At 71.9% G+C, this 19925-nt stretch carries 16 protein-coding genes; 4 read left to right on the plus strand and 12 right to left on the minus strand.

What is annotated here, in order from left to right; translation table 11 throughout:
• Positions 1-8 precede the first annotated feature (8 nt).
• The 3 genes from FDF13_RS13995 to FDF13_RS14005 all read left to right on the plus strand — a co-directional run bounded on the left by FDF13_RS13995 (position 9) and on the right by FDF13_RS14005 (position 4864).
• On the plus strand, positions 9-2723 hold the full coding sequence (locus tag FDF13_RS13995) for an ATP-dependent RNA helicase (RefSeq protein ID WP_254668824.1): 2715 nt from the start codon (positions 9-11) through the stop codon (positions 2721-2723).
• Positions 2724-2797: 74 nt separating this feature from the next.
• A complete protein-coding gene (locus FDF13_RS14000; protein WP_247423875.1) occupies positions 2798-3772 on the plus strand; it encodes a 3-methyladenine DNA glycosylase in 975 nt (324 codons plus the stop codon).
• Positions 3773-3829: 57 nt separating this feature from the next.
• Complete coding sequence (locus FDF13_RS14005) at positions 3830-4864, plus strand: alcohol dehydrogenase catalytic domain-containing protein (RefSeq protein ID WP_137320183.1); 1035 nt, start codon at positions 3830-3832, stop codon at positions 4862-4864.
• A 39-nt stretch (positions 4865-4903) separates the two neighbouring features.
• Here FDF13_RS14005 and FDF13_RS14010 read toward each other — a convergent pair whose 3' ends face one another.
• From FDF13_RS14010 to FDF13_RS14045, 7 genes are all read right to left on the minus strand, one after another.
• Positions 4904-6181, minus strand: coding sequence for a hypothetical protein (locus tag FDF13_RS14010; protein WP_175406990.1), 1278 nt, complete (start codon positions 6179-6181; stop codon positions 4904-4906).
• A 123-nt stretch (positions 6182-6304) separates the two neighbouring features.
• Entirely contained in the window at positions 6305-6997 is a 693-nt protein-coding gene (locus FDF13_RS14020; RefSeq protein ID WP_137320185.1) for a hypothetical protein, read from the minus strand.
• Between the two features lie 94 nt (positions 6998-7091).
• A complete protein-coding gene (gene thyX, locus FDF13_RS14025; RefSeq protein WP_137320186.1) occupies positions 7092-7877 on the minus strand; it encodes an FAD-dependent thymidylate synthase in 786 nt (261 codons plus the stop codon).
• A gap of 218 nt (positions 7878-8095) precedes the next feature.
• A complete protein-coding gene (locus FDF13_RS14030; protein ID WP_137320187.1) occupies positions 8096-9169 on the minus strand; it encodes a biotin/lipoate A/B protein ligase family protein in 1074 nt (357 codons plus the stop codon).
• 45 nt (positions 9170-9214) lie between these two features.
• Positions 9215-10690 carry an MFS transporter gene (locus FDF13_RS14035; RefSeq protein WP_137320188.1) on the minus strand — a complete coding sequence of 492 codons (1476 nt, stop codon included), beginning with the start codon at positions 10688-10690 and terminating at the stop codon, positions 9215-9217.
• A gap of 183 nt (positions 10691-10873) precedes the next feature.
• Positions 10874-11965, minus strand: a complete 1092-nt coding sequence (locus tag FDF13_RS14040) for a branched-chain amino acid aminotransferase (protein ID WP_137320189.1) — start codon at positions 11963-11965, stop codon at positions 10874-10876.
• Between the two features lie 219 nt (positions 11966-12184).
• Complete coding sequence (locus FDF13_RS14045) at positions 12185-13225, minus strand: 3-isopropylmalate dehydrogenase (protein ID WP_137320190.1); 1041 nt, start codon at positions 13223-13225, stop codon at positions 12185-12187.
• A gap of 156 nt (positions 13226-13381) precedes the next feature.
• Between FDF13_RS14045 and FDF13_RS14050 the strand changes: the two genes are divergently transcribed.
• Complete coding sequence (locus FDF13_RS14050; protein WP_137320191.1) at positions 13382-14359, plus strand: CoA ester lyase; 978 nt, start codon at positions 13382-13384, stop codon at positions 14357-14359.
• A gap of 48 nt (positions 14360-14407) precedes the next feature.
• Here FDF13_RS14050 and serA read toward each other — a convergent pair whose 3' ends face one another.
• From serA to ilvC, 5 genes are all read right to left on the minus strand, one after another.
• Positions 14408-16000: a phosphoglycerate dehydrogenase gene (gene serA, locus FDF13_RS14055; RefSeq protein WP_137320192.1), complete on the minus strand. Its 1593-nt coding sequence runs from the start codon at positions 15998-16000 to the stop codon at positions 14408-14410.
• Between the two features lie 207 nt (positions 16001-16207).
• The gene (locus FDF13_RS14060) at positions 16208-16459 is read right to left on the minus strand and encodes a hypothetical protein (RefSeq protein WP_137320193.1); all 252 of its coding nucleotides are present in this window, start codon (positions 16457-16459) and stop codon (positions 16208-16210) included.
• Between the two features lie 20 nt (positions 16460-16479).
• On the minus strand, positions 16480-17766 hold the full coding sequence (locus FDF13_RS14065) for a GNAT family N-acetyltransferase (protein ID WP_137320194.1): 1287 nt from the start codon (positions 17764-17766) through the stop codon (positions 16480-16482).
• A gap of 41 nt (positions 17767-17807) precedes the next feature.
• Positions 17808-18653, minus strand: coding sequence for a hypothetical protein (locus FDF13_RS14070; RefSeq protein ID WP_137320195.1), 846 nt, complete (start codon positions 18651-18653; stop codon positions 17808-17810).
• Positions 18654-18861: 208 nt separating this feature from the next.
• The gene (gene ilvC / locus FDF13_RS14075; RefSeq protein WP_137320196.1) at positions 18862-19890 is read right to left on the minus strand and encodes a ketol-acid reductoisomerase; all 1029 of its coding nucleotides are present in this window, start codon (positions 19888-19890) and stop codon (positions 18862-18864) included.
• Positions 19891-19925 lie beyond the last annotated feature (35 nt).

The raw sequence follows: 19925 nt of genomic DNA on the forward strand, positions 1-19925 counted from the left end.
ATGGTTCCGTGCCGCTCTTCGACCTCGATGCCCTGTCCGCCGGCCTCCCGGCGGCCGCCGTCCTGCCCCGGCTCGCCGAACTCGCCGCGGCCGGTCCGGTGCGCGCGGTGATCGAGGCCCCGCCGGGCACCGGCAAGACGACGCTCGTGCCGCCGGCCCTCGCCACCGCGCTCGCAGATGCCGCCGGCACCGGGCCCGAGGCGCCCGCCGCCTCCGCTGGGGGTGCCGGTCGGGTCGTCGTCGCCCAGCCGCGGCGGGTGGCCGCCCGCTCCGCCGCCCGGCGCCTGGCGTCGCTCACCGGCACACGCCTCGGCGAGGAGGTGGGCCACACGGTCCGTGGGGACCGATCGGTCTCCCGGCGCACGCGCGTGGAGTTCGTCACCTACGGCGTCCTCGTGCGCCGTCTGCTCGGCGATCCCGAGCTCGCCGACACCGCCGCGGTCGTGCTCGACGAGATCCACGAGCGGCACCTCGACGCCGACCTCGCCTTCGGGATGCTCCGCGAGCTCGTCGAGCTCCGCGAGGACCTCTCCCTCGTCGTCATGTCCGCCACGCTCGAGGCCGGACGCTGGGCCGAGCTGCTCGGTGAGGACGGCGACGCCGGGGCGTCCGCCGCGCCGGCCCCGGTCCTCACCGCCCGCGCGGACATCCACCCGCTCGAGGTCCGGTGGGCCCCGGCGGCCCGGCGAGCGCTCGATGCGCGCGGGATCCACCCGGACTTCCTCGCCCACGTCGCCCGGCAGACCGCCGCGGCTGCCGCCGAACCCGATTCCGGGGACGTCCTCGTGTTCCTCCCGGGCCTGCGCGAGATCGACCGCGTCATCGGGCTGCTCAGGAGCGCGCTCCCCGCCGGCGCCGAGGTGTTCGCGCTGTCCGGCGGCACCCCGCCGGGCGAGCAGGACCGCATCCTGTCCCCCGCCGCAGCGGGCCGTTCGAATGAGCGCGCCCCGGGTGGGGCCGGGTCTGGGGAGACCGGGCGCGGCCCGCGCGTCATCGTCGCGACCGCAGTCGCCGAGTCCTCCCTCACCGTGCCAGGGGTGCGCACCGTCGTCGACGCCGGGCTGTCCCGGCAGCCGCGCCTCGACACCGTGCGCGGGATGAGCGGGCTCGTCACCGTGCGGGAGTCGAAGGCCGCGGGCACCCAGCGCGCCGGCCGCGCCGCCCGCGAGGGCCCGGGCCGGGTCATCCGGTGCATGGCGGAATCCGAGTGGGCCGGCCTGCCGGCGGACACCCCGCCGGAGGTCCGCACCGCCGATCTCACCTCCGCCATGCTCGACCTCGCCTGCTGGGGCGCACCGGGCGGGGACGGGCTGCGACTGCCCGACCCGCTGCCGGACCGGGCGCGGGCGGCGGCCGAGGAGACCCTCATCGGGCTCGGTGCGCTCGACGACTCCAGGCGAGCGACCGCGGCGGGGCGCCGGCTCGCTCGGATCCCGGCCGATCCCCGGCTCGCCCGCGGCCTCCTCGCCGGGTCGCAGATCGTCGGAGCACGCCGGGCTGCCGAGGTCGTCGCCGCCCTCGGTCTCGAGCTGCGGGCTCCGGGCGGTGACCTGCCGGCTCTGCTCCGATCGCTGCGCCGTGATCGCGACCGCGCCTGGTCCACCGAGGTCGACCGGTTCGAGCGGATGGCGCGGCGCGGTCCGCCCGGAGGCGCCGAGGACGCGACGGGTGCAGACCCGGCTGCGGGGGCCGGCGGCGGGTTCGCGGTCGACATTCCGCCCGGGCTCGTCGAGATCCTGTCCCCGGACACGGCCGTCGGCCTCGTCGCCGCGCTCGCCCGCCCGGACCGGATCGCCCGGGAGCGGTCCGATGCCCCGGGGGAGTACCTCTTCGCCTCGGGCACGGGGGCGGTGCTCCCCCGCGACTCGCGGCTCACCGGCAGCGCGTGGCTCGCCGTCGCCGAGGTCGGACTCGCCGGTGAGCGTGCGCTCATCCGGGCCGCGGTGCCGATCACCCGGGAGATCGCCGAGTTCGCCGCATCCGGCATGCGGCGCACGGCGGAGGACGCCCGCTTCCACGAGGGGCGCATCCGGGCCCGGCGGGTCGAGCGCCTCGGCGCGATCGAGCTGTCCTCGACCCCGGTGAAGCCGACGTCCGCATCCGAGGAGCTCGCCCTCGCCGCCGCGGTGGCTGAGCAGGGACCCGGAGTGCTCGCTCCGAGCGCAGGGTTCGCGGCATTGCGCCGGCGCCTCGGCCTCCTCCATGCCGCCCTCGGGGAACCGTGGCCGGATGTGCAGTGGGAGGCGCTGCTCGGCCGGTTCTCCGGGCGGCTGCGCGAGCGCGCGCCGGTGGGCTGGCTGCAGGAGATCCTGCCGTGGCCCGAGGCGGCCCGGCTCGATGAGCTCGTGCCCGAGCGCGTCACGGTGCCGAGCGGGCGCGCCGTACGGCTGGACTACCCGGAGCCGGAGGCGCATGACGACGGGAACGCGGGCGACGGAGTCGTGGTCGACGCGTCCGGGATCGTGCCGCCGGTGCTCGCGGTCAAGCTCCAGGAGTGCTTCGGCTGGGCGACCGGCCCGGAGGTGTGCGGTGTGCCCGTCGTCCTCCACCTGCTGTCGCCGGCGGGCCGGCCGCTCGCGGTGACGAGCGACCTCGCCTCGTTCTGGGACGGTGCCTACGCCCACGTCCGGGCGGAGAACCGGAACCGCTACGCGAAGCACCCGTGGCCTCAGGATCCGTGGAACGCCCCACCTGCCCGCGGCACGAAGCGCAGCGGGAGGTAGGGGCGCCGGGAGACCTGGTCACGCACCGATCCCGCGTTTGTCCGGGACCCGGCGCGCGCTGGACAATGGGGGTCATGACCGCGTCCACCGCTCCCGCCTCGGCCCGCAGCCCGGAGACCGCCGTCGAGGTCCCCGTGCTCACCGCAGCGAGCTGGCATGCGCTGCGCGCCGCGCACGAGGCGACCGTCGGCGAACGCACCGCGGCGCACCTCGCCCGGCGCTCCCGCGGGGAGACCCACCCGGTCGAGGACTTCCTCTTCACCTACTACCCCTTCAAGCCCGGCAAGCTCGCCCGCTGGCAGCCCGGCGCGCGGCGCGCGGTCGAGATCGCCACGGATGAGGACCGGGCGGCCTTCGACCGGCGCTGGTTCCGGATCGAGGAGGCCCCCGCCGGCGCCTCGACCCGGTCCTCCCCCGCCGGTGCCGGTGCGGTGGCGTTCGTCGACCTCCCCGCGTGGCGCACCGAGCGCGGCGACGGGGCGCGATTCATCGCAGGCCTCCTCCACTCGACCCTCGGACGCGAGGCGACGCTCGGGTGCTTCGGGCTCCACGAATGGGCGATGGTCTACCGCCAGTCCCCCGGCGAGCACCGCCACGATCAGGTCCCGCTGCGGCTCTCGCAGGCCGACACCGACGCCGTCGTCGAATCCCACCGCATCCGGTGCAGCCACTTCGATGCCTTCCGGTTCTTCACGCCGGCCGCCGTGCCGCGCAACACCTTGCAGCCCACCCGCGCCGGCATGCGGGCGAACGAGCAGCCCGGCTGCCTCCACGCCGGCATGGACCTCTACAAGTGGGCGATGAAGCTCGAGCCGATCGTCGCCTCGGAGACGGTGCTCGAAGCCTTCGACCTCGCCTGCGCGATCCGTCGCCTCGACATGGAGGCCTCCCCCTACGACCTCCGCGCCTGGGGGTACACGCCGGTGCGGATCGAGACGGCCGCCGGCAAGGCGGAGTACATGCGCCGGCAGGAGGCGTTCAGCCATCGCGCCCAGGACATCCGCCGCACCCTGCTGGCCGAGCTCGCCGCCGCGGGCATCACCGTCTGAGGCGCCGCACCCTGAGACGCCCCGACCGGGCCGGTGCGCCGGACCTACGATGACCTCATGCGCGCCGTCTGCTTCGAGTCCTTCCGCACCACCCCGACCATCGCCGAGCTCCCGGATCCGGTTGCTCCCGCCGACGGCGTCGTCATCGCCGTCGAGGCCACCGGCCTGTGCCGCAGCGACTGGCACGCCTGGTCCGGCCACGACGACACCGTCGCCCTCCCCCACGTCCCCGGTCACGAACTCGTCGGGCACATCGTCGAGGTCGGCGCGGGCGTCCGGGAGTGGACGCTCGGACAGCGCGTGACCACGCCGTTCGTCGGCGGCTGCGGAGCGTGCGAATGGTGCGCGAGCGGCAACGCCCAGGTGTGCCCGGACCAGACCCAGCCCGGCTTCACCCACTTCGGGTCCTGGGCGGAGAAGGTCGTCATCCGCCACGCCGACCTCAACCTCGTCGCCGTCGACGACGAGATCCCCGCCGAGGCCGCCTGCAGCCTCGGCTGCCGCTTCGCGACCTCCTTCCGCGGACTCCACGACCGCGCCCGCCTGGCCGCCGGGGAGACGCTGGCCGTGTTCGGCTGCGGCGGGGTCGGACTGTCGGCCATCATGATCGCCCGCGCGCTCGGCGCGCGCGTCGTGGCCGTCGACATCAGCGCCGAGGCGCTCGCCCTCGCCTCCCGCCACGGCGCCGAGGTGCTCGTCGACTCGACCGGCCTGACCCCGGCCGAGGTGGCCGCCGAGGTCGTCCGCGCCGCCGGTTCCGCCCCCGCCGTCACCCTCGAGGCGCTCGGCCGGGCGGACACGATGAACGCCGCCCTGCTCTGCCTCGCCCCTCTCGGCCGCCACGTGCAGATCGGGCTGTTCGCCGGCCCGCCCGAAGCCGCGATCGGGCGCGTCATCTCCCACGAGCTGTCGTTCCTCGGCAGCCACGGGATGGCCGCCGCGGACTACCCGGCCCTCCTCGACCTCGTGCGCAGCGGCGCGCTGCGCCCGCAGGACCTCGTCACCCGCACGATCACCCTCGAAGAGACCCCGGAGGCGCTGCGGGCGATGGATGCCGGGACGCACCCGGGGATGACGATCATCCGACCCTGAGTCCACCGCGGCGGGTTCCGCGATGACCGCTCAGTCGAATCACGGCGCCTGCGCCGCGACCGACGACAGGATCCGACCCCTCCAATCCTTCACCGCACCCCCGGTTGACGGTAACGTTCCTTGTGAGAGGGAACACACCGGTTCCTGGACCCAAGGAGAAAGATCATGAACGCACAAGCGATCATCTGGATCGTCGTGGCCATCGTCGTGCTCCTCGCGATCATCGGCATCATCGTGTTCGCCGTGAATTCCTCGAAGAAGAGGAAGGAGCGCGAGCGCATCGAGCAGCAGCGCCGCGACGAGGAGAATCGTCAGCGGGCCGCAGAGCTGCGCCAGGAGAGCAAGGAGGCCGACCTCGATGTCCGCCAGCGCGAGCTCGAGGCGGAGAACCGCAAGATCGAGGCCGAGCGCGCCCGCGTCGACGCCGAGCGCAAGGATCAGGAGATCGCTCGCGAGCAGGAGAAGATCCGGGCCGAGCGCGAACAGGTCCGCCGGCGCCAGGCCGAGGCCGACCGCCTCGACCCGGATGTCAGCACCGACGGCACTCGCACCGACGGTCATCATGACGGGCGCCACGACGGACGCGGCCCGGGCGCCGGAACCGCTGCCGCCGCCGGAGCCGCAGGTGCGGGCGCCGGAGCAGCCGCCGCGCACTCCGGCGACGGACACCGCGACGACCGCCACCATGACGACCGCCACCACGACGACCACGGTCGGCACGACCTCGACCGCGACGGCCGCACCGGCGACGGCATCCGCGACCACGACGGATACCGCGACGACCACGGGATCCGCGATCGCGACGGCGTGAACGACGGGGTCCGCGACGGCGTGCGCGACCACGACGGTCACCGCGACGGTGTCCGCGACGATCACCACGACCGAGGCGCCCACGCCGCGGGCGCTGCCGGTGCCGGTGCTGCCGGGGCGGGCATCGCCGGACACGGCGACCGGCCCCGTGAGAACGATCCGCGCCTCGACGCCGGAGGCCCGCAGCAGCAGGACTTCGTCGACGGCCGGCGCGGACCCGGAGCCGATGAGCACCGTTAGGGCCACGACCAGCTCGGTCGCGACGAGCACGGGCGCGACCAGCATGATCCGAACCGCCACGGCCATGACCGGCGCGATCACGACCAGCAGGTGGACCCGCGCGGACAGGGCTCCGACCAGCAGGGTCATGACCGGCGCGGGTACGAGCAGCAGGGGTACGACCAGCAGCAGGGCTATGGCCAGCAGGGATACGAGCAGCAGGGCCAGCCCGTCGATCCCCAACAGCAGGGCTTCGACCAGCAGGGCCGTCCGCTCGATCCGAACCACCCGGATTACATCGACCCGCGCAGCGATGGCGGGCTCGACCCCCGCCGCTGAGCACTGACCGACACGGCATGACTGAGGCCCGGGGCTCTCCGCCCCGGGCCTCAGTCATGCCGCAGGCGGCGGTCAGTGAGCGACGAGGCGTGCGAGCAGCACCGGGTCGTCCTGAACCTTCCAGGTGCCGAGGAGCCGACCGAGCACGGTGCCGGACGACGCTTCCGAGTCCGCTGCCCGCGGGAACCGGAGGATCTCGAGATCGGCGTCACCGGCCCGCACCATCGTCGTCCCGGCGAGAGTCGTCGGGCTCGGGTTCGGGTCGAAGCTCAGCGTCTCGGCCAGCGGGTGGGCGGCCTCGGCGCTGAGGCCATGCGATCCGTCCCGGTCGTTGACGCCCTGTACGGATGCGATGTCCGTCCGCTCGACCTCGCCGTCGTCGGTCGACATGAACTCCTGCACGTTCGTCCCACCGGTGCGGATCGCGCGCTCGAGCTCTCCGAGGAACACCGGGTCGGCGGCACCGTCGTACACCCACCGGGTGCCGAGCACGGAATGGCTCATCTCGGTGATGAGGTGGGGCTCGGCGTTCTCAAGGGGTGCTCCGCGGTAGGTCACCGGGATCTGGAGGATCTCCTCGGTGCCGGGCACGCGGACGAGGTGGACCTCGATCGCGACCTCGCCGGCGGGATCGTCGAACCGGTAGCTCGACACGCGTTCGACCTCGGCCCCGGTGGCCGCTCCGGACCACGCCTGGCCGGGCAGCCAGGCGGCGATCGCCTCGAGCTTGCCGGGCGAGAGCTCTGCGTCGTACAGGTGTGCCATGTCATGCCTTTCGATTGCGGATCGGGCTGCGCCCGCCGTCCTCCCCCGGGCCGGGTGGGCTGACCCGCACGGCGGCGCCGGTCGAGCGGCGGCGTCAGGCCTTGCGGGTGCCGGGCAGCCAGGCGCCGTCCTCCACGGAGTAGTCCGCGAAGATCGCCGGCGCCTCGGCCTTCATGATCTCGGCGACCTTGCCGAAGACCAGGCGGATCTCCTCCTCCGCACCCGGCGCGGTGCGCATCTCCACGACGTGGCGCAGGGAGCGCAGGTTCGCCGTGTAGACGATGCCGGTGCCGAGCCCCTCGGGGGCGAAGCGCCGCATGAAGGAGGTCATGTGCTTCTTGTGCGCGAAGTTCGTCCCCTCGTCGTCGAGCCCGAAGTGCTCGGTCATCCACTTCTGGTGCTCCTCGAGGGTGTCGAGCACGGCGAGGCTGCGCTCCATGAGCTCCTCGTCCTCGCGCGCCCAGTCGGGGAACCAGAACGGGATCTCGGTGAGCCGCACGTAGCGCAGGGACTCCTGCGAGTAGGCGCAGCCGGCGCGGTGGCGGATGAGTTCGTGGGTGAGGACGCGCGACACGTTGTGGAGGACGAAGGTGTAGTTCGCGTGCTCGAGCACGGAGCCGTGCTGCGAGGCGACGACGTTGCCCAGGTAGGAGGCGGAGTCCGTGCGGACGCGCGACACGTTGGGGTTGAGGCCCGGCTCCCAGGAGCGGTAGCACATGCGGCCGGCGAACTCGAGGAGGTCCTCGCCGTCGGGGCTGTCGGCCGTTTCGACGCGCTCGGCCCAGGACAGGCCGCCGACCTCGCCGAGGTACTTCTTCATCGCGTCCCAGTCGATCGACGGCCGGGCCAGGAGTTCGACGGTCGGTTCTACGTGGCGCACAGGGTCCTCTTTCTCGGTGGGGTGCTCGGCGGAGAGCGCACAGCTGGTCGGTTCGCCGCTACGACGGTCCGCGCGGTGCACGCCGTCGGTCCCAGCCTAGTCGGTCATCCGCTCGGCCGCAGGAGGCGCGGCAGGGGCGTTCGCGGGGCCAGGCGGACCGGCCGATACCGTGCAAATTCTTGCGGTTTCGTTCTCAGGAACCTTCGAGAATTGAGGGCTCAGGGGACGCGATGGGTCCAGGCCTCGGTGCCGAACTTCGACTCGACGAGCTCCTCGGCCCGGGCGAGCTCGGCGGCGCTCACCTCCCCGCGGGCGGCGCCGTAGCGGGCGGTGAAGGTGTCGATCATCGTCGCGATGATCTCCTGCCGGTCCGCCCCGGTCTGCCGGCGCAGCGGGTCGACGCGCTTCTTCGCGCTCCGCACGCCCTTGTCGGAGATCTTCGCCTCCCCGATCCGCAGCACCTCGACCATCCTGTCGGCGTCGATGTCGTAGCTCATGGTCGCGTGGTGGAGCAGCGTGCCCGAGGTCAGGCGGCGCTGGGCGGCACCGCCGATCTTGCCGTCGCTCGAGGTGATGTCGTTGATCGGCACGTACCAGGCGTTGACGCCGAGGTCGCCGAGCGCGGCGATGACCCAGCGGTCGAGGAAGGCGTAGGACTCCGCGTAGTCGAGACCGGCGATGATCGAGTCCGGCACGTACATCGAGTAGGTGACGCAGTTGCCGCCCTCCATGAACATCGCCCCGCCCCCGGAGATCCGGCGGATGACGTCGACGCCGTACTTCTCCACACCCTCGGGCCGCAGCTCGTTGACGTAGGACTGGAACGCGCCGATGACCGTCGCCCGGTCCTCCCACTCCCAGAACCGCAGGGTCGGGCGGCGGCGACCGGCGTCGACCTCGGTCAGCAGCACCTCGTCGAGGGCGACGTTGATGCGGCTCGGCAGCACCGGGCCGTGGATGACCTCCCAGTCGAAGTCGGAGAAGTTCGCCGCCTTCGTCACCGCCCGGCGCACCACGGTGGCGATGTCGGCGGTGGTGAAGCCGTGCATCTGCAGCCCGGAGCCGTGGGCGGCGAGCGCGGCGTCGAGGCGGCGGACGAGTTCGGCGGAGTCGGCCCGGACGGAGGCGCCGACGAGCGCGGGCGCGATGTCGAAGAACGCCTCCTCGGGTTCGAGGAAGAAGTCCCCGGAGATCGTGGCGCCGGTGATCGCGGTGCCGTCGGTCTCGACATCGGCGACGACGAGCTTGCCGCCGGTGACCTTGTGCTCTGCGTGGAGGTTCTCGACTGTCATGGCCTCACGCTACCCGGCGCCGCGCCGTCGTGGGTGTGCGGTGCGTCACTCGAGTTCCTGGCCGGTGGTCTCGGGCGTCGCGAACGCCATGACGAGAGCGGCGAGGACCACGAACGCGCCGGTGATGACGAAGGTCCACGTGAGCCCGAGGACCGGCCACATGAGGCTGCCGAACACCACCGGGGCGACTCCGGTGGCCACGCGCGAGGCGGCCGAGGCCCAGCCGAACCCGGAACCGCGCAGGCGGGTGGGGTAGAGCTCGGAGACATAGGTGTAGAGCGCCGGGATCGCCATCTGGATGAAGAACCCGAAGGCGAGGATGGAGAACTTCGCCGCGCCGTTGAGCTCGGCCCCGGAGGAGTCGAGGGCGATCGCGAAGCCGACAAGGGCGACGGCCGCGACGACCGAGGTGGTGCCGAGCATCCACTTGCGGCCGGTGAGCTCGACGAGCAGCGCGCACAGCACCACGCCGGCGATCCCGATCGCCGTCATCTGCCCGGTGACGATGAATGCCGCCTGGTCGCCGAGCCCCTGCTCGCGGAGGATCTTCGGCAGCCAGGTGAGCGCGGCGTAGTAGAGGACGAGCACCGCGACGAAGAGGAGCCACGCGGTGAAGGTCACGCGCGCGGAGTACCGCCACAGCTCGGCGATCTGCCCGGTCAGCGCGGCCACGCGCCCGAGGACCCCGCGCCGCTGCACCCCGATGCCCGCCTCGGGGGTCGGGTCGGTCGTCGGGGCCGGCCCGGCCGTGGCCGAGGTGCTGCTCGCCGTGGCGGCAGCCGCGGGGCCGAGCCCCTCGTAGTGCCATTCGGTGATGTCGGAGCCGGTGCGTGCGACGAGGCGGCGGAGGATCGCGTCGGCCTTGTCGTACTGCCCGGCGGAGATCAGGTACATCGGCGATTCGGGGATGAAGATCCGCACGAGCACGATGAGCAGGGCGGGCAGGACCATGATGAGCATGATGAGGCGCCAGTCGCCGAAGTCGAGCAGCCAGGCGGAGACGAAGGCGCACAGGGTGACGCCGATCGGCCACCAGCCGTCCATCGCGGTGAGCACGCGGCCGCGGTGCTTGGCCGGGGTGAACTCGCCGACGAGGGCGTAGTCGACGGGGATGCAGCCGCCGAGGCCGAAGCCGGCGAAGAACCGGAAGATGCAGAAGAGCAGGATGTTCGGCGCGAAGGCGCCGAGCACGGTGAACAGGGAGAACACGAGGAGGGTCAGCGTGAAGGCGGTCTTGCGGCCGATTCGGTCCGACATCCCGCCCCACACCACGGCGCCGGTGGCCATGCCGATGAGATTGGCGGTGGCGATCCAGGCGGCCTGGCCGAGCGTGAGGTCCCAGTGGTCGCTCAGCAGCGGGATGAGGAAGCCGTTGAGGGCGACGTCCCAGGCGTCGAACATGAAGCCGAGGCCGCCGATGAGGAAGATCGCACCCTGGGTGTTCCATCTCCAGGGCAGGACGGCGACGACTTCGTCGGCGCGCAGCGCGGCCGGGCGCGCGGGGGCAGATGTCTGAGGCATGGGGGTAGCGTACCTTCTTTTTAGCAGATTCGCGCAATAATCCGATGGGTGGGCGCGGGACGGCGCGGACGCGGCCCTCGCGCCGTTGGCGGCGACCTCCCGACGCACCGATCCCCCGGCCCGCGGGAACGGGATCCGAGGGATCGGCGAGGCGGATCGGGAGCGGTCCGGAGTGCCTGCAGATCAGGCGAGGCGGACCATCCAGCCGTTCGTGTCCTCGACGCGGCCGTACTGGATGCCGAGGAGCGTCTCGCGCAGCTGCATCGACTTCTCACCGGGCTCCGTGCTCTGCTCGATGGTGAAGTCCTCGCCCTTGAGCTGCCCGATCGGGGTGATGACGGCGGCGGTGCCGCAGGCGAAGGCCTCGAGGATGTCGCCGGACGCCGCACCCTCGCGCCACTCCTCGAGGGTGATCGGCCGCTCCTCGGGGGTGAGGCCGACCTGCGGGGCGAGCTCGATGAGCGAACGGCGGGTGACGCCGTCGAGGATCGAGTCGCCGAGGTTCGGGGTGAGGAGCCTGCCGTCCTTCGTCACGAGCATGAGATTCATGCCGCCGAGCTCCTCGAGGTACTTCGACTCCGCGGCGTCGGTGAAGAGCACCTGCGCACAGCCGTTCGCCGCGGCCTGGTCGCCGGCGGCGAGCGAGGCGGCGTAGTTGCCGCCGCACTTGGCGAAGCCGGTGCCGCCGTGGCTGGCGCGCTTGAGGTTCGGGGACAGCCAGATCGAGACCGGCTTCACGCCGCCCGGGAAGTAGGCGCCGGCAGGGCTGGCGATGACGTAGTAGTCGACCTCGTGGCTCGAGCGCACCCCGAGGAAGGTCTCCGAGGCGATCATGAACGGGCGCAGGTAGAGGCTGCACTCGTCGAGGTCGTTCTGCGGCGTGGGGACCCAGGCGGCATCCTGCTCGACGAGGGCCTTGAGCGAGCCCACGAAGTCGTCCTCATCGATCTGCGGCAGGGCGAGGCGCTCGGCGGAGATGTTGATCCGGGCGGCGTTCTTCTCCGGGCGGAAGGTCCAGATCGAGCCGTCGGCATGCCGGTAGGCCTTGAGACCCTCGAAGATCTCCTGCCCGTAGTGGAAGACCGCCGCGGCCGGGTCGAGGACGAGCGGACCGTAGGGTTTGACGGTGTGCGCGTGCCATCCCTGCTCACGGGTGAAGCGCACGTGCGCCATGTGATCGGTGAAGTGGTTGCCGAAGCCGGGGTCGGCCTTGATCGCCTCCCGCACGTTCTCCGTGGTCGGCTGCGCGTTCTTGAGGAGCTGGAATTCGGTCATGGGAAAGGTCTCTTCTACGAGTCAGGTGTTCAGGTGGATGGGGCCGCGCGGCACGTGCACGCACGGAATGTGTCACGCGCCACACGCTGGTCCACTGCCCACGATACGGACAGATCGCGCGGAGGTCACATCGGCGGGGTATGGGGCCCCGTCACCGCGCCCCGGAATGGGTGCCGCGGACCCGGCCGCCGGGCGGTGCTCAGCCGATCCGGGCGGCGCTCAGCCGATCCGGGCGGCGATCGCGTCACCGACCTCGGCGGTCGAGCGCTCGGCGTCCCCGCGCTCGGCGAGATCCGCCTCGACCGCGGTCTGGATGGTCTTCGCGACGACGTCGAGCCCGAGCGATTCGGCCATGAGCGCGGCGGAGAGGATGGTCGCGGTCGGGTCGGCGATCCCCTGCCCGGCGATGTCCGGGGCGGAGCCGTGGATCGGCTCGAACAGGCTCGGGGCGGTGCCGTCGACGTTGAGGTTCGCCGAGGCGGCGAGCCCGATCCCGCCGGTCACCGCGGCGGCGAGGTCGGTGAGGATGTCGCCGAACAGGTTGTCGGTGACGATGACGTCGTAGCGGCCGGGGTCGGTCACCATGTAGATCGTGCAGGCGTCCGTGTGCTCGTAGTTCACCGCGACGTCGGGGAACTCCGGGGCGACGTGCTCGACGACGCGGCGCCACAGGTGCCCGGCGTGGACCATGACGTTGTGCTTGTGGACGTAGGTGAGCTTCTGGCGCCGCGCCTGCGCCTTCTCGAACGCGAAGCGCACGGTGCGCTCGATGCCGTACCAGGTGTTGACGGAGACCTCGGTGGCGACCTCGTGCGGGGTGTCGGTGCGCAGGCTGCCGCCCTGGCCCGTGTAGGAGCCCTCGGTGCCCTCGCGGACGACGACGAAGTCGATCTCCCCCGGGTCCGCCAGCGGCGAGGTGGCGCCGGTGAAGAACTTCGAGGGGCGCATGTTCACCGCGTGCTCGAGACCGAATCGCATCTTGAGGATGATGCCGCGCTCGAGCACGCCCGAGGGCACGCTCGGGTCGCCGCAGGCTCCGAAGTAGATCGCATCGTGGGTGCGGAGGTCGGCGAGCTCGGCGTCGGTGAGCGTCTCACCGGTCTCGTGCCAGCGCTTCGCAGAGGCCTCGAAGGTCGTGGTGACGAGCTCGACGGGCTCCCCGCTCGCGTCGATCGCGCGCTGCAGGACCTTGAGGCCCTCGGGGATGACTTCGGTGCCGATGCCGTCGCCGGGCATCACGGCGATTCTAAAAGTGGTCATGGGCTCAGTCTACGAGTCGTCTCACCATTCGGGGGATCGTCTTGGATCCTGGAATGCCCTGTGAAGTGGTTCCCAGCCGCCCGCATCCCTGCGCGGTGCGTGCCCGGCTCGTGAGAGCACCGCGCCGAGGCGCCGAGCGACCGTAGACTGATCTCCATGCAGCCGACGAACGCCGAACACCCCGCACGCCCTGCCGATTCCTCCCGCCCTGCCGACCCGTCTGCCGCCGCGGACGGCACCGCGGAGCAGACCACCGAGCGGGCGACCCGCACGGCCGAGGCGCAGACCCACTCGGTGCGCAACGCCCGCGCCGCCGCCCTGCCGGCGAAGCTCTCCCGCTCGTGGCTGCTCGTCAACGCCGCGATGCCGGAGACCTTCGAGGCCGCGCAGGCCTCCGACGCGGACTCGGTGATCTTCGACCTCGAGGCCCCGGTGCCCGAGGACGGCAAGGACGCGGCGCGCGAGCACGTGGTGCACGCCCTCGAGTGCGGGATGTCGGCGTGGGTCCGCGTCAACGGCACGACCACCGACCACTGGGAGCCGGACCTCGACGCGATCAAGTCGCTGCCCGGGCTGCGCGGGATCATGCTGCCGAACACCGAGCACCCGGAGCAGGTGACCTACACCTCGATGCGGGCCGGCGCCGGGGTGCCGGTGCTCGCGCTCATCGAGACCGCGCGCGGGATCGAGAACGCCACCCGCATCGCCGAGGCGCCCGGCACCTTCCGCCTGGCGCTGGGCACCAACGACTTCCGCAAGGACACCGGCGTCGCCGACGACCCGGTGGCGCTGGCCTACGCCCGCTCGCGGCTCGTCGTCGCCACCCGGGTGGGCGGGCTGCCGGGTGCCATCGACGGCCCCTCGGCGGCCGGTGCACCTGCCGACCGGGTGGTCGAGGACTGCGGCTGGACCATGAAGATGGGCATGGCCGGCAAGCTTGTGCTCGACCTCGAGCAGATCGGCATCCTCAACACCGAGCTCTCCCCCAGCGAGGACGACCGCCGATGGGCGCGGGAGATGCTCGACAGGGCCGCGGGCGGCGAGAAGATCACCGACGGCTCGTATCTGCCGCGTCTGGCGCGTGCGAAGAAGATCGCCCGCCTCGCCGACTCCTACGGCCTCTGGAACGCCTGAGGCGCGCCCCGGCCGTCGAGGCCGGGACGGCTGCCCGGGTGACGGGTCTCAGTCCTCCGTCAGCGTCACCGCGGTGAACTGCGAGGCGCCGACGGCACCGGCGAGGGCGGACACGACCTCGGGGGTCACGGCGGAGTCGACGGACATGACGGACAGCGCCTCGCCGCCGTCCCCGGCCGGGGACACCTGCATGCCGGCGATGTTGACCTCGTTCCGGCCGAGCGCCTGCCCGAGCTGCCCGATGACACCGGGGCGGTCCTCGTACTTGAAGATCAGCAGGTGGTCGGTGAGCGCGATCTCGAGCTCGTAGCCGTCGACCCCGGTGAGCTTCTGCACGAGCTTCGGGCCCGTGACGGTGCCGGAGACCGACACCTGACGCCCCGAGGCGGTCGTCGCGACGATCGTCGTGACGTTGCGGAAGGACTCGACGTAGGGGTCGGTGGTGAGCTCGAGCGTCATCCCGCGCTCCTCCGCGAGCAGCGGGGCGTTGACGTAGGACACCGGCCGGGACACGTAGTCGCGGAACAGGCCCTTGAGCGCGGACAGCTGGAGCACGGAGACGTCCTTGTCGGCGATCTCGCCGCGCACGTCGAACCGGAAGTGGCTGATCGGCTCTTCGGCGAGGGCGGCGACGACGCGGCCGAGCTTCTCCGCCAGCGGGATGCCCGGGCGCACGTCGGCGTGGATCGCACCGCCGGTGACGTTGACGGCATCGGGCACGAGCTCCCCGGACAGCGCCAGGCGCACGGACCTCGCGACGGCGACGCCGGCCTTCTCCTGGGCCTCGTCGGTCGACGCGCCGAGGTGCGGGGTGACGTTGACGGCGTCCTGCTCCATGAGCCGCGAGTGCTCCGGCGGCTCCTGGCTCCACACGTCGATCCCGGCGCCGCCGACCTGGCCGGCGTCGACGGCGGCGGCGAGCGCCTCCTCGTCGATGATCCCGCCGCGGGCGACGTTGACGATCCGCACGCCCGGCTTGACCTTGGCGAACGCCTCGCGGCCGATCATCCCGACGGTCTCCGGGGTCTTGGGCATGTGGACGGTGATGAAGTCGGATGCCGCGAGGAGCTCGTCGAGGCTCATGACCTCGACGCCCATCTGCGCGGCGCGCGACTGGGAGATGTAGGGGTCGTAGCCGACGATCTTCATCCCGAAGGACTTGGCGCGCTCGGCGACGAGCCCGCCGATCCGACCGAGGCCGACGATGCCGAGCGTCTTCTCGTAGAGCTCGACACCGGTGAGCTTCGAGCGGTTCCACTCCCCGGCCTTGAGCGAGGAGTTGCCGGCGCCGAAGTACCGCGCGGCGGCGAGCAGGTGGGTCATCGTGAGCTCGGCGGCGGAGATGATGTTCGAGGTCGGCGCGTTGACGACCATGACGCCGGCCTTCGTCGCCGCCGGCACGTCGACGTTGTCGAGGCCGACGCCGGCGCGGGCGACGACCTTGAGGTTCGGCGCCGCGGCGATGGCCTCCGCGTCGACCTGCGTGGCCGAGCGGATGAGGATCGCGTCGACGTCGGCGATCGCGGAGAGCAGCTCGGCACGGTCTGCGCCGTTGCACCTCCGGATCTCGAAGTCGGGGCCGAGCGCCTCGATGGTGGCGGGCGACAGGTTCTCGGCGATGAGCACCGCGGGCTTGCTCACGGGTTCCTCCTACGGATGCGCGCACGGGTGCGGCGACGGTGGATGTCGGGCCGTGGCACGGGCACACGGCACGGGGCGGCGGCTGCTGGGCATCCGCCCGATGACGGGATCGACACCATCGTATCGACCCCTTGTGAAGCCTTTCACAAGGGGGTCACATCGTGAACAGCGGGCCCGCCGTCGACGCAGCGGCCGGGACCGGGCCGGTCACCCGGACCGGTCTCCCGGACGCGGTTCCCGCGGCCGCTCGCGCAGCGCCTTCGGCAGCAGGAAGATCAGGGCGTGGAGCAGGAACATGACGAAGGCCACCACGAAGGCCCAGCGCACGACCCCGGGCCAACCCGGTTCAGCCGGGAAGAAGAGCAGGACGACGATCAACGCTCCGATCGAGCTGACGGATTGGATGACCGCCATGGCGAGGAGAGGCCGCCGCAGTTCGCGTCTCCCGCCGTCGTCCATGGACCTGTGCACCCCGCTCCTCAGAAGTCGTTGGGCGAGTACGGGGCGCGCTCGAGGGCGAACATCGAACGCGCGCGCAGGGCCGCACCCTCGGTGTGCTGGACGATCCGCCCCGCGCGGGCGAGGATCACCGGGTCCGCGCCGCCGAGGTAGATCGAGCCGAGCTCGGACACCCCGAGCTCGAGGTCGACGGGGACCGAGGCGCTCACGCGCTCGACCTCGGCATCGGTGCCGTCGGCGGTGACCCGGTAGGTGCCCTCGGCCAGGTGCATGGGGTCGATCACCTTGATGACGAGCTCGCCGGGGACCTCCCACGGGCGGGCCTCGAGCGCGGCGACGACGTCGAGCATGCGCAGCCACACGCCGTCGTGCTGGCCGACGGTCTTGGCCCGGCGCGGGTCGGTCAGCAGCCACGGCAGCGGGGAGTTCTGGGCGGCGTATCCGAACTTCACGGTGTTCACGAGGTCGACAGCGCCGAGGAACGCCCACAGCGCGGAGTAGGCGGCGTCGGAGACCGCGACGAAGTCGAGCAGCTCGACGGTGCCGGTGTAGTACGTCTCGCCGTGGAACCGGTAGCTCACGTAGCCGTCGGGCTCGCCGGACTCGTCGTAGTGGAGCGCAGCGCGCACGGAGCGGTCCTCGTCGTCGGTGCGGGGGTCCACGGAACCGGCCGCGACGTCGGTGTAGAGCTGCTGGCGCTCCATCGCGCCGGGCGAGGCCTGGAGGAAACGGGCGTAGATCGCCGGGGCGAGCTCCTCAAGCGCGGACGCCGGGCACATCTCCACCCGGCGGTCGGCCTCGGAGGCGAGTGCGAAGCCGGGCGAGGTGTCGACCTCGACCTCGGTGAACCAGGTCGCGGTGCCGAACCCGAACCGGGTGTAGATTCCGCCCTCGGTCGCGGTGAGGGCGGCGAACGGGTAGCCGTCGGCCTTCGCCTGCGTGAGGTCGGAGGTCATGAGCGAGCGGAGCAGGCCGCGCCGCCGGTGGGTGGGGCGCACGGTGATCCACGTGATGAGGTGCGCAGGCACGAGACGACCGCCGCCGACGTTCATCCGCTTCTCGAAGTGGGCGAAGGTCGCGACCGGGATCTCCGCGCTCAGCGCGTGGGACGGTGCCCGGTCGGCGTAGACGGCGGTGAGCTTCCGCCCGTCGGTGATCGCGTTCTCGACCCGGTGGACGAGACGCTCGTCCGTGGGGCGCTTCCCGTGGAATCCGGCGATCACCGCCTGCATGTAGTGATCGGTCCGCCGGTCGGGGGCGCCGTCGGTCAGGGCTGGGGAGAATGTCTCGAATCGATACTCAGTCACGGGGTCCACACTATCCGATAGCAGGTCAGGGGTGATGCGGTTCACACGCGGCGGTAATGCACCTGCTGCCCGCCGCCGGGCCCGTGCATCCAGCGCTCGGCATCCTCGGGCCGCGCGCCGAGCCGGCTGATCCGCCCGAGGCGGTTGGCCAGGCCCCGGTCGAGTCCGCGCATGAGACCGGCCTTGACCCACAGCGCGGCGAACAGCAGGATCCAGCCGGCGAGCGCGCACCACTGGGCGCCAGGCACCGCGGCCAGGCCGCTCTCCGCCGCAGCCGCGATGATCATCAGTCCGATCCCGATCACGGACCAGAAGCTCGCGAGCTGCATCGTGGTGGTGAAGGCGCGCCGAGGGCCAGCATCGATGTCCTCGCGCGACACCCCTGTCCCGCCGCCGGAGAACGGGGGCGTGAGTGCGGCCCAGATGTCGAGGATCCATGAGCCGATGACAGTGCCGATCATCTGGATCCGGCTGAGGAAGCGGATGGGCGGGAGCCGGTCGTCCCGGGCGTGGAGCTCCCGGTCGCGGCGGATGCACTCCGCGACGACCTGGGGCGGGGGCACGGCGACCCCCTGATCGAGTGTCCCCAACCGGTGCCGCAGCGCGCCGAGGCGCCCGAGGTGCACACCGAGCCAGAGGAGCAGGATCCCGCTCAGCCCGGTGGCCGCCCAGGCCGTCGACTCCGCCTCCGCACGACTGCCGGCGCCGGCGAGCATGAGCGCCCAGGCCAAGAAGACGAGCGCCGGCACAGCACCGACCGCGAGGAGACCGAAGCCGAAGCCCGTCCACGGGAAGATCCGGGCGGGGACGGCGAAGCGTGCACCGTCGGGCGTCGCATCGAGCGGGCGTAGGAGGCGCTGCGGGTGCGGGTGCGGAGGATGGGCCATGTCCACGATCGTAGATCGCGATGCGGGCTCCTCGGCGCCCGCCCCTGTGCCGATCACGCAGTCGCTGTGCCCATGACGCAGTCGCTGTGCCGGTGTTGTCACACGTGTCCTCGCACGCGCCGAGGGGCGGGCACCGGGATCCCGGTGCCCGCCCCTCGGCGGTTTGCCCGCGTCCGCGGAGGCGATGGCTCAGCTCAAGCGCACGGGGTCACCGTGCGGCAGTGCCCTCGGTGTAGTCGTCGTCGGTGTCCTTGAGCCAGGAGAACATCTGACGCAGCTCGCGGCCGGTGGCCTCGATGGGGTGCGTCTCCTCCTTGGCGCGGAGCTCCTTGAACTCGGTGCCGCCGGCCTTCTGGTCGTCCATGAAGCGCTGCGCGAACTTCCCGTTCTGGATGTCGGCGAGCACCTCCTTCATGTGCTCCTTGACCTCCGGGCCGATGACGCGCGGGCCGGAGACGTAGTCGCCGTACTCCGCGGTGTCGGAGATCGACCAGCGCTGCTTGGCGATGCCGCCCTCGACCATGAGGTCGACGATGAGCTTGAGCTCGTGGAGCACCTCGAAGTACGCGATCTCCGGCTGGTAGCCGGCCTCGGTCAGCGTCTCGAAGCCGTACTGCACGAGGTGGGACACGCCGCCGCAGAGCACGGTCTGCTCGCCGAACAGGTCGGTCTCCGTCTCCTCGGTGAAGGTCGTCCTGATCCCGCCGGCACGCAGGCCGCCGATCGCCTTCGCGTAGGACAGCACGGTGTCCCAGGCCTTGCCCGAGGCGTCCTTCTCCACGGCGACGAGCACCGGCACGCCGCGGCCGTCGACGTACTCGCGGCGCACGACGTGGCCGGGGCCCTTGGGGGCGACCATGATGACGTCGACGCCCTCGGGAGCCTGGATGTAGTCGAAGCGGATGTTGAAGCCGTGGGCGAACAGCAGGGTGTCGCCCTCGCCGAGGTGCTGCTTGATCTGCTCGTTGTAGATCTCCGCCTGCACCTGGTCGGGGGCGAGGATGACGATGAGGTCGGCCCACTCGGCGACCTCTGCGGGGGTGCCGACCTGCAGGCCCTGGGCCTCGGCCTTGTCGCGGCTCTTCGAGCCCTCGGCCAGGCCGATCCGGACGTCGACTCCGGAATCGCGCAGGCTCAGGGCGTGGGCGTGGCCCTGGCTGCCGAAGCCGATGACGGCGACCTTCTTGCCCTGGATGATCGACAGGTCGGCGGCATCGTCGTAGTAGCGCTCTGCCATGGGGTTCTCCTTCATTGGGGTTGTCTCGATACTAG

This window comes from Brevibacterium sp. CS2, assembly GCF_005280295.1.
In the GTDB taxonomy this organism is placed as follows: Bacteria; Actinomycetota; Actinomycetes; order Actinomycetales; family Brevibacteriaceae; genus Brevibacterium; species Brevibacterium pityocampae.

Coding starts and splice junctions, on each gene's coding strand:
- FDF13_RS14060 (WP_137320193.1), bottom strand. CDS start 16,459: ATGGACGACGGCGGGAGACGCGAACTGCGGCGGCCTCTCCTCGCCATG.
- FDF13_RS14070 (WP_137320195.1), bottom strand. CDS start 18,653: ATGGCCCATCCTCCGCACCCGCACCCGCAGCGCCTCCTACGCCCGCTC.
- FDF13_RS14050 (WP_137320191.1), top strand. CDS start 13,382: ATGCAGCCGACGAACGCCGAACACCCCGCACGCCCTGCCGATTCCTCC.
- ilvC (WP_137320196.1), bottom strand. CDS start 19,890: ATGGCAGAGCGCTACTACGACGATGCCGCCGACCTGTCGATCATCCAG.
- FDF13_RS14030 (WP_137320187.1), bottom strand. CDS start 9,169: ATGACAGTCGAGAACCTCCACGCAGAGCACAAGGTCACCGGCGGCAAG.
- FDF13_RS14045 (WP_137320190.1), bottom strand. CDS start 13,225: ATGACCACTTTTAGAATCGCCGTGATGCCCGGCGACGGCATCGGCACC.
- FDF13_RS14020 (WP_137320185.1), bottom strand. CDS start 6,997: ATGGCACACCTGTACGACGCAGAGCTCTCGCCCGGCAAGCTCGAGGCG.
- FDF13_RS14000 (WP_247423875.1), top strand. CDS start 2,798: ATGACCGCGTCCACCGCTCCCGCCTCGGCCCGCAGCCCGGAGACCGCC.
- FDF13_RS14005 (WP_137320183.1), top strand. CDS start 3,830: ATGCGCGCCGTCTGCTTCGAGTCCTTCCGCACCACCCCGACCATCGCC.
- FDF13_RS14040 (WP_137320189.1), bottom strand. CDS start 11,965: ATGACCGAATTCCAGCTCCTCAAGAACGCGCAGCCGACCACGGAGAAC.
- FDF13_RS14035 (WP_137320188.1), bottom strand. CDS start 10,690: ATGCCTCAGACATCTGCCCCCGCGCGCCCGGCCGCGCTGCGCGCCGAC.